Below are 9,086 nucleotides of genomic sequence, written 5' to 3'. Positions count from 1 at the left end.
CCCCCCCGGCGGGGGGGGGGGGGGGGGGGGGGGGGTGCGCGGCCCCCCCCCCGTCGGGGGGCCCGCCCCCGCGCCGGCCACTACCTGGGGCATTGCGGGAGCCGGCCAGCGGCTAGAACATCAGGTTGATCATCAGCACCACCACCGCCGTATAGATCAACGACAGCGGGGCGCCGACGCGCCACAGCTCGCGCGGGGTGTAGTTGGCCGGGCCGGTGATCATCGAAATCACCGGGTTCGAGGCGGTCATCAGGTTGTTGGATGCCGACAACGCCACGATCAGCGCGAACGCGGTGGGACTGCCACCCGCCGCCAGCGCCAGGTTCACCGCGATCGGCACCATCACGATCGTCGCGCCCACATGGCTGATCACCAGCGAGAACATCGTCGTCAGCAAGGCCAGTGCGATCTCCAGCACCCACACCGGGATGCCGGTCGGCAGGCGGTCGATGGTGTGGCCGGCGATCCACGCCGCCGCGCCGCTGCTGTCCATCGCCCAGCCGAGCGGAATCAGCCCGGCCATCATGAACACGGTTTTCCAGTTGATCGAGGCGTAGGCCTCGTCCATGCGCAGCACGCCGGTCAGCAGCATGCCGGCCACGCCGGTCATCAGGGTCAGTGCCACCGGCAGCTTGGAGGTCAGCGCGATCAGGATGGTGATGGCGAAGATGCTCATCGCGATCTTGAACTTGTGCGGCCGCTGCTCACCCTTCGGGTAGTCGGTCACCACCACGAAGTCGCGGCTCTTGGCCGCCTGCGCCAGGTCGGTCCAGATGCTGTGGAAGACCAGCATGTCGCCCGCGCGCAGCGCTACGTTGCGCACGTCTTCGCGGATCACCTGCTTGTCGCGGTTGATCGCCAGCAGGCTGATGCCGCGCTGCTTGCGCAGGCGCAGGTCCGAGGCGCTCTTGCCGATCACGTCGGAGGTCGGCGGCACCACCGCTTCGGAAATGCCGGCGCGGCTCGGATTGAACAGATCGCCCAGGTGCTTCAGGCGCGAGGACATCCGCAGGAACTGGTTCTGCGCGAAATCGCTGACCTGCTGGCGCGCGCCCATCACGCCGAGCACGCTGCCGACCCAGATCCGCATCTCGGCCGGCGGCGCCAGGCGGGTGTCGTTGCCGGTCTTGAGCGCCAGCAGCAGCGGCGCGTCATGCACGTTCTCGGCCTCGCCCAGGGTCATGCCGACCAGCGGGCTTTCGGCGGTGACCACCAGCTCGAACACGTCGCCTTCGATGCCGTAGGTCTTGGCGAAGTAGCTTTCGGTACGCGATGGGGTGACGCCGTCGTTGGCCAGCGTCTCTTCCTCGACCAGCTTGCGATCACCGAAGTAGCGGAAATACAGCAGCGAGGCGATCAGCAGGGCCACGCCGATCGGCAGCGGCGCGAACATGCGCAGTGGCTCGATGGTGGCCAGGCCCGAGGGCAGGTTGTTGTTGGCCGAGGCCAGCAGATCGTTGAGCAGGATCAACGGCGAGTTGCCGACCATGGTCAGCGCGCCGCCCATCACGATGGCCGCGGCGATCGGCAGCAGCAGGCGCTGCAGGGTCAGCCCGGTACGCGCGGCCAGGCGCGAAGCGACCGGCAGGTACAGCGCCATCACCGAGGGGTTCTGCATGAACGAGGAGTTCAACCCGGCGATCGCGGTGGTCATCATCAGCAGGCGCGTTTCCACGCCGTGCCCGCGCCGCAGCAGCCATGCCGCCAACCGGTTCAGTGCCCCGGTACGGTCCAGGCCCGCGCCGAGGATGGTAGTGGCGATGATGCTCATCACCGCGTTACCGGAGAAACCGCCGAAGATCTCCTCCGGCGCGATCAGCCCGGTGACGCCGAGCACCACCAGCACCACCAGCGCCACCACGTCGGCGCGGATGCGCTCGAACAGGAACATCGCCATCGTGAAGCCGACCAGCCCGAGGACGAGCTTCATGTCGGTAGTCAGCGTCAGCGCGGTATCCATGGGGTGGCGCGGTTCCTTGAGGGATCAGGTGCGGTCGTACAACAGGTCCCACACGCCATGGCCGAGTTTCTGGCCACGGGTTTCGAAATGGGTCTGCGGGCGCCATTCCGGACGCTCGACCTGGCCGCGCGGACCAGCGCGGTTGGTCAGCCCGGCGGTGGCGTCGAGCACCTCCCACATCTGCTCGGCATAGTCTTCCCAATCCGTGGCGCAGTGCAGACGGCCACCCACGCGCAGCTTGCGCACCAGCAGCGCGGCAAAGCCGGGCTGGATCAGGCGACGCTTGTTGTGGCGCTTCTTGTGCCACGGGTCCGGGAAATAGATGCGTACTTCATCCAGTGCGCCATCGGCGATTTCCTTCTCCAGCACCTCCACGGCATCGTGGTGGTACAGGCGCACGTGGTCGGCGTCGTCGTCGGCCAGGGCGTTGAGCAGGCGGCCCACGCCGGGGGCGTGCACTTCCAGGCCGATGTAATCGCGGCTGGGATCCTGCTGCGCGGCGAAGCGCAGCGCCGCACCGTTGCCGAAGCCGATTTCCAGCACCTTGTGCGCATCGCGCCCGAAGGTGGCATCGAGATCGCGCGGCTCACCGGTGAAGTCCAGCCCGAAGCGCGGCCAGCGGTCATCGAACGCACGCTGCTGGGCCGGGGTGAAACGGCCCTGGCGCAGCACGAAACTGCGGACCTCGCGGCGGCCTTCGGTGATGGTGAAGGGCTTGGGCGGTGCCTTGGCACCGGCGCTGTCGAAAGGATTGGTCATCAGCCGATCAACCCGTCGATCGGCGAGGAGGCACTGGCGTAGCGCTTGCGTGGAATGCGCCCGGCCAGGAAGGCTTCGCGACCCGCTTCCACGGCCTTGCGCATCGCGCTGGCCATCAACACGGGATTGCGCGCGCCGGCGATGGCGGTGTTCATCAGCACGCCATCGCAGCCCAGCTCCATCGCGATCGCCGCATCGGAGGCGGTGCCCACGCCGGCATCGACGATGATCGGCACCTTGGCGTCTTCGATGATCTGCAGCAGGTTGTACTTGTTCTGGATGCCCAGGCCCGAGCCGATCGGCGCAGCCAGCGGCATCACCGCGGCGCAGCCGATCTCTTCCAGGCGCTTGGCCAGGATCGGATCGTCGGAGGTATAGACCATCACCTCGAAGCCGTCCTTGACCAGCTGCTCGGCCGCCTTGAGGGTCTGCACCACGTCCGGGTACAGGCTCTTCTGGTCACCCAGCACTTCCAGCTTGGTCAGGTTGTGGCCGTCCAGCAGCTCGCGGGCCAGCCGGCAGGTGCGCACGGCGTCCTCGGCGGTGTAGCAGCCGGCGGTATTGGGCAGGATGGTGTAACGGTCCGGCGGCAGCACGTCGAGCAGGTTCGGCTCGCCCGGGTTCTGCCCGATGTTCGTGCGGCGGATCGCCACGGTGACGATCCGGGCGCCGGCGGCCTCGGTGGCCAGGCGGGTTTCTTCCAGATCCTTGAACTTGCCGGTGCCGGTGAGCAGGCGGGAAGCATAGGTCTTGCCGGCGATCACCAGCGAATCAGTGGGGGCAGGTGCATTCATGGCCCGAATTATCGCCTATCACGCGTCACGATGCTGCCTCAACCACCGCCCAGTGCATGCACGATCTCGACCACGTCGCCTTCGCGCAGGCCGTGGCTGGCGTGCTGGCTGCGGGTGACGATCTCGCCGTTGACCTCGACCGCCACCCGGCGTTCGAGCAGTTGCTCGCTGTGCAGCAGGTCATGGACGGTGGCGGTGTGCGGAAGCTGGCGGTTCTCGCCGTTGAGCTGGATGTTCATGACGGTATTGTCCCCCAATCACACCGCAGTGCGTACCCTGTGCGCCCGCGGCAGAGGTGCCGCGAGCGCCAGGCCAACGATGGCCGGGCGGCGGGGCTGGGGCGTCCATGCCGCAGCGCAGCGTGATGCCGGCGGGGTGCAGTGGAACCATGCACCGTGCGCCGGCGTACGTCCGCCGTCTTCCCCACCTTCAAGGAGTTTTCATGTTGCTCAGCAAACGCCCGATCCGCTCCCTCATGGCCGTGGCCATCGCCCTGGCGGCGATGCCGGCCATGGCGCAGTCGCCGTACACCAAGACCGTCTTCATCGGCGACAGCCTGTCCGATGCGGGCTACTTCCGTCCGCTGCTGCCGGCCTCGGTACAGCCGGTGACCGGCCAGTTCACCACCAACCCGGGCTGGGTCTGGGCCGAGCACGTGGCGCATTACTATGGCACCAACGGTGCTGCCCACGGCAACGGCCAGAACGGTGACAACTACGCCATCGGCGGCGCCCGTGTCGGCGTGGACACCAGCCAGATCCTCGCCCCGGGCGCGCCGGCAGTGCCGGTGTACTCGCTCAAGACGCAGACCGCGCAGTACCTGGCAGCCAACGGCGGCAAGGCCGACCCGAACGCCCTGTACTCCGTGTGGGGCGGTGCCAATGACCTGTTCGCCATCCAGGCCGGCGCACCGCTGGTCGCGACCCTGACCAACGCGGTCCGCGACCAGGTTGGCATCGTCGGCACCCTGAAGGCGGCCGGCGCCGAGTACATCGTCGTGCCGACCATTCCGGACGTCGGCCTGACCCCGGGCGCCCGCGCCGGTGGCCCGGCCGGCATGGCCGCCGGTACCGCGCTGGCCAAGGCCTACAACGACGCCCTGTTCGGTGGCCTGAAGGCCGCCGGCCTGCAGGTGATCCCGGTCGACACCTTCCACATCCTGCAGGAAATCGTCGCCAACCCGGGCGAGTACGGCTTCGTCAACGTCACCAGCCCGGCCTGCACCACGGCCTCGTCGCTGACCTGCAACCCGACCAGCTACGCCACCCCGGACGCCGCCAACAGCTACGTCTTCGCCGATGGCGTGCACCCGACCACCGCCACCCACCAGATGCTGGGCGAGTACACGCTGTCGATCCTGGAAGCCCCGCGCAACCAGCAGATCCTGACCCACTCCGCGCAGACCATCGGCCGCTCGCGCGCCGACCAGGTGAGCTGGCACGTCGACGGCCGTCCGGCCGACGGCCTGAGCTGGTGGGGCAACCTGCGCGGCGACATGCAGCGCTATGCCCACGCCGATCTGTACGACGGCATGGCCCCGGCCGGCCTGTTCGGTGTGGATTGGGCGCGTGACGGCATGGTGGTCGGCGGCTTCGCCGGCTACGGCCGCATGGACGCCGATTTCGGCCACAACAAGGGCGACTTCACCCAGTCCGACACCACGCTGGGCCTGTTCGCCGGCTGGTATGGCGACCGCGCCTGGGTCAATGGCCAGCTCAGCTACAGCTGGCTGGACTACGACGTGACCCGCAAGCTGCAGCTCGGCCCGGCCACGCGCATCCACAAGGGCTCGCCGGAAGGCAGCAACCTGACCGCCGCGTTGAACGCCGGGTATGAGTTCGGCACCGAGGGCGGCTTCCGCCACGGTCCGGTCGCCGCCGTGATCTGGCAGAAGGTGAAGCTGGACGGCTACACCGAGTCCAACCCGAGCGCCTCGGCGCTGGGCTATGCCGACCAGGACACGGACTCGACCGTCGGCCGCGTCGGCTGGCAGGCCCGCTTCGACGGCGGCAACGTCAAGCCGTACGTCCAGGTGACCTATGACCACGAGTTCGAGGACGGCAAGCAGGCCAGCGCCTGGCTGCAGTCCATGCCGGACGTGGGCATGTACAAGGTGCCGGGCCTCGAGTTCGACAAGGATTACGCCACCGCCGTGCTGGGTGCGCGCCTGAACCTGTGGGGCCTGAGCAGCAACATCGGCATGAGCACCACCTCGATGCAGAAGCGCGCCCGTGACGTATCGCTGTTCGCCAGCTTCGGCGGCAGCTTCTGATCCAACGTGCGCAGCGCCCGTCCGCGGGCGCCGCGCACGCATGCTGAAAGCGTGAAACAACGGGCGGCCCAGTGCCGCCCGTTGCGTTTGAGGGCCCCGCCCGAATAGACTTACGCCGCGCCTTGCGGGTGTAGCTCAATGGTAGAGCTGTAGCTTCCCAAGCTACTGACGAGGGTTCGATTCCCTTCACCCGCTCCATGTCTCCCAAGGCTTGCGGGGATTTAGGCCGCTCCGCAATATCCCAGCCGCTCCGCAATTCAGCGAGTAGGCGTAGCTTTAGAGCCCCTTTTCTTTCGCACGTAGATCTCGGTCGTGGTGACCGATGAATGCCCCAGCTGGGCCTGCGCTTCGCGAATGTCATTGGCCGAATCGGCCTTATCCGTGCCTGCCTTCGCGCGCAGGTCGCGGAACTGAAACTCCCCCTTTGCAATGCCGGCGTCGTCGCGCGCCTTATCAAACCGGTAGCGCAGTGCCGCCCGGCCCAGTGCCAGCCCGCTGTCGTCGACGATCAAACGCGTGCTGTAAGGTTTGGATCTACCGTCGGGCAGCTTCTCGCTTTTCCTTCTGGCGATCCGCTCCAGCAATGCCGCGAGCTCCCCCGTGATCTCCATGATCACCTTGTTGGTGGACTTGGCCTGCGTGATGGCCAGGCCGCGAGGGGTGATCTGGCGCATATCCATGGACCAGACGTCGCCGACCCGCTGGCCGGTTAAGTAGGCAAGGTCCATGGCGTCGCGCAGTGAGGCGTCGGCGTGGCGGTAGACCGCCTGGAACACCTCGTCCTCCACGTACACGCCGCGGCCAGACTCCTTGTTCCGCCGGATGCCCTCGCACGGATTGGGAAGGTCGGTGACGCCTTTGCCGCGCGCCCAGTTCCACATGTGCGAGAACAGAGAGACCTCCCGGTTGGCGATCACCTTGGAAGGGCGCCAGTCCAGGTACTGCCGGATGTTGATCGGCCGGATTGCCTCGAAGGGCGCCGGCGGCGCATCGAAGAAGCTCAGAAGTGCAGTGATGCAGCGGTTGTTGAGGCGTTGGGTTGTCACTGCCTTGGCAGGCACGACCTCGGCCTGGTAGCGCTGGGCCACGTGGCGGAAGGTGACGACCGCGGCGGCCGGTATCGTGTTGGCATGTTCGAACTCGGCCCACTTCTTGATGGCCACACCGTAGTCGCTCCCCAGCGGCGTCTCCTTGCGGGGCTTCCCGCCGTGGTCGTAGTAGTAATGCACCACGCCGGACTTCTGTCGTCGTGCGCGGAACCGGGGGATGGCCCCCGGCTTGCTCGGCTTCCTTCCCATTTATGCAACCTTGCTCGGGGTCCATGTCAGCGCCTGCTTGGCGCTCGCGCTCGTTCCTTCAACGCTGGAGCGCAGCACGACAGGCCAGTCGTGCGCGTCCAGGTAGTGCTTGATCCCGTTCTTGCGAAGAAAGGCAGCTTGGCGCGCGCGCTGTGGCGTGCGGCACAGGGTGACGATCTCATCGCGCGATAGGAACATGTCAGCCACTGGCCACCCGTCCTTCGCCCGGCATCGGTAGGCGCATCTGGATGACGTTGTCCGCCGGCGCCGCGATCGAGGGGAGCACCTTTCGCGCGCGGCGCGCGGGGCGGTTGATGCGGCGCCAGTCGGCCAGCGCTGCTTCCGCCTGCGCGTGTCGCGTTGTGGCTTTGCAGCGGCATTCGACAAAGTGACCGCCGCCGCTGCTGGAACTGCGTCCGTCGAAAATGTGGCGCGCGCGGTGCCCGTCGGCGCAGGCGGGCAGTCCCTCGGGATGGCTGATATGTTGTTGGGTCATGGGCTACTCCCTAGAGGAATCGAGTTTCAGAAAGACGTGGTTTGGTGCAGGAAGGCCGCGGGCTACACTCTGTTGGTTTCCAGGCGAAGGAATGTCAATGAATGCTGGATCTATCGCGGACTGGGTCGCGGCCGGGGGCTCTCTGGCTGCCGTCGGCGCCTCCTACTACTTGCATCGGCAGTCGGTAGCGGCAAGAAAAGCGCTCGAGGGCGCGCAGGCTCGAAGTGCGGCGTTGACCCTGCTGCCTGAATTCCGGGAGGCAAACCGAGATTTTGTTTGGACCGCGCGGCAACTGGCGGATGGCAAAAAGCCTGATCGTCTCGGAACGGATCCCCATCAGAAGACCATCGATATGGGGGATCTGAAGCGCCACCAGAAGAAGCTGGCTCCGCACGTGTCGACTATGGCGCTCATGGGGTCTGCAGCTCCCCAGGCGCAGAGCGCTTATCTCGCCATTGAAAAGCTCGCTGATGACCTTTCGCGTTACGGTATCGGTGCAGACCCCGAAGACTGGATTTACGTCGGCCCTGATTGGCCGGATACCGAAGCACATTTCCGCTACACAGCTGAGCTGGTTGCCCGTGCAACGCTTGCTATCGAAAGATTGGCGACGATGGCGATGAAGTAAGCGCGGGACGGCGTACGTTTCATCTGCGTAAGTAGCGAGCACCGCGGTCATTTGAACAGCTCCGGTTGGATAGAGAGTGTCGGCGGTGCCGGGCGGAGTAGGGTGGCGGCGCGGCGGCGGGCGGACTGGGCCATGCGGAACATGCACCAGAAGCCGTGGCCCGCCTGCCGCCGGGCACGCGCCTCGCCGATCAGCACGCGCGCTGTGTGCTTGGCCTGGGTGATGGGATCAGCCATCGGCCACCTCCGGTTCCGCCCGGTGAGCCGCCCAGGCTTCGAAATGTATTCCGCGCCGCAGCATCGCGCCCGGTCGCGGCACGAATTCCGGTCGATGGATTGCCGAGACCAGCAGCTGGGTTTCAGCTCGCTTGTTTGACGTGTCGCGGAAGGGCGCGCCGTACCAGTTGCAGTTTCCGAGCGGCACGCCGTGCGAGGGCTTCAGGCAGCGACGGTCCCACTCCAGCAAGCCCCAGCCCGCCGGTAGATCCTCGTCCTTGATCATGCCGACCGGTGCTGCGTAGAAGCGCCAATCGCCGACGGCATGCGCTGGGTCGATGCGGTGCGGCTTCTTGGCATCCGCCACGAAGTCCGATCGGCTTGCCTTCACTTCCAACGCGAGCGACACGCCGTCGCGCCAGCCGATGGCATCCGGCTGCTCACGGGGACCGGCCTTGAATGGGTCACACAGGATCGCTGCGCATCCGTTGCGGCGAAGCCACCGGACGGCTGCTGCCACGATCTCATCATGTAGCGGACCGGCCATTACACGTCCTCCCGCAGCCTGGTGCGCCGGTCACGCGGCGGCTTGACGGTGGCCAGGGTGGCGACACCTGCCCTTGGCCCAGTGCCCGGGATAGGGAAAAGCCGACAATCCGTGACC

11 protein-coding genes and 1 tRNA gene are annotated in these 9,086 nt (G+C 66.8%); 3 read left to right on the top strand and 9 right to left on the bottom strand.

Annotated elements, in window-relative coordinates; genetic code table 11:
• Positions 1-112: 112 nt before the first annotated feature.
• Genes ABE424_RS18355 through thiS form a run of 4 tightly spaced genes read right to left on the bottom strand, consistent with a single transcriptional unit; the run spans position 113 to position 3,752 of the window.
• The gene (locus tag ABE424_RS18355) at positions 113-1,960 is read right to left on the bottom strand and encodes an SLC13 family permease (protein ID WP_121039313.1); all 1,848 of its coding nucleotides are present in this window, start codon (positions 1,958-1,960) and stop codon (positions 113-115) included.
• 24 nt (positions 1,961-1,984) lie between these two features.
• Positions 1,985-2,719 (bottom strand): tRNA (guanosine(46)-N7)-methyltransferase TrmB, encoded by a 735-nt coding sequence (gene trmB, locus ABE424_RS18350; protein WP_176988370.1) that lies wholly within the window; start codon positions 2,717-2,719, stop codon positions 1,985-1,987.
• Positions 2,719-3,513 carry a thiazole synthase gene (locus tag ABE424_RS18345; RefSeq protein WP_070471215.1) on the bottom strand — a complete coding sequence of 265 codons (795 nt, stop codon included), beginning with the start codon at positions 3,511-3,513 and terminating at the stop codon, positions 2,719-2,721. The genes trmB and ABE424_RS18345 overlap by 1 nt, the downstream gene beginning before the upstream one ends.
• 38 nt (positions 3,514-3,551) lie before the next feature.
• Positions 3,552-3,752: a sulfur carrier protein ThiS gene (thiS, locus tag ABE424_RS18340; RefSeq protein WP_176988371.1), complete on the bottom strand. Its 201-nt coding sequence runs from the start codon at positions 3,750-3,752 to the stop codon at positions 3,552-3,554.
• A gap of 203 nt (positions 3,753-3,955) precedes the next feature.
• Here thiS and ABE424_RS18335 point away from each other — a divergent pair, with 203 nt between their 5' ends.
• Together ABE424_RS18335 and ABE424_RS18330 are read left to right on the top strand one after the other, a co-directional pair.
• Positions 3,956-5,785: an autotransporter domain-containing protein gene (locus tag ABE424_RS18335; RefSeq protein ID WP_346492174.1), complete on the top strand. Its 1,830-nt coding sequence runs from the start codon at positions 3,956-3,958 to the stop codon at positions 5,783-5,785.
• A 124-nt stretch (positions 5,786-5,909) separates the two neighbouring features.
• Positions 5,910-5,983, top strand: a tRNA-Gly gene (locus tag ABE424_RS18330).
• A 59-nt stretch (positions 5,984-6,042) separates the two neighbouring features.
• On the opposite strand, the gene ABE424_RS18325 is transcribed toward ABE424_RS18330, so the two are convergent.
• From ABE424_RS18325 to ABE424_RS18315, 3 genes are read right to left on the bottom strand one after another with little or no spacing between them, the layout of a single operon-like run.
• The gene (locus tag ABE424_RS18325; protein ID WP_346492175.1) at positions 6,043-7,083 is read right to left on the bottom strand and encodes a tyrosine-type recombinase/integrase; all 1,041 of its coding nucleotides are present in this window, start codon (positions 7,081-7,083) and stop codon (positions 6,043-6,045) included.
• Positions 7,084-7,281 carry a DUF4224 domain-containing protein gene (locus tag ABE424_RS18320; RefSeq protein WP_346492260.1) on the bottom strand — a complete coding sequence of 66 codons (198 nt, stop codon included), beginning with the start codon at positions 7,279-7,281 and terminating at the stop codon, positions 7,084-7,086.
• Between the two features lies 1 nt (position 7,282).
• Positions 7,283-7,579: a hypothetical protein gene (locus tag ABE424_RS18315; protein WP_346492176.1), complete on the bottom strand. Its 297-nt coding sequence runs from the start codon at positions 7,577-7,579 to the stop codon at positions 7,283-7,285.
• A gap of 97 nt (positions 7,580-7,676) precedes the next feature.
• Between ABE424_RS18315 and ABE424_RS18310 the strand changes: the two genes are divergently transcribed.
• Entirely contained in the window at positions 7,677-8,207 is a 531-nt protein-coding gene (locus ABE424_RS18310) for a hypothetical protein (protein ID WP_346492177.1), read from the top strand.
• A 47-nt stretch (positions 8,208-8,254) separates the two neighbouring features.
• Here the strand turns inward: ABE424_RS18310 and ABE424_RS18305 are convergent, their stop codons facing one another.
• Positions 8,255-8,443, bottom strand: coding sequence for a hypothetical protein (locus ABE424_RS18305; RefSeq protein ID WP_346492178.1), 189 nt, complete (start codon positions 8,441-8,443; stop codon positions 8,255-8,257).
• Complete coding sequence (locus ABE424_RS18300) at positions 8,436-8,969, bottom strand: hypothetical protein (protein WP_346492179.1); 534 nt, start codon at positions 8,967-8,969, stop codon at positions 8,436-8,438. Before ABE424_RS18300 ends, ABE424_RS18305 begins: the two co-directional genes overlap by 8 nt.
• Between the last annotated feature and the right edge of the window lie 117 nt (positions 8,970-9,086).

The sequence above is a fragment of the Stenotrophomonas sp. TWI1149 genome (genome assembly GCF_039673155.1).
GTDB lineage: Bacteria > Pseudomonadota > Gammaproteobacteria > Xanthomonadales > Xanthomonadaceae > Stenotrophomonas > Stenotrophomonas maltophilia_AA.
The sequence above is the reverse complement of the archived record's forward strand: the minus strand, read 5'-3'. Positions and strand labels throughout refer to the sequence as shown.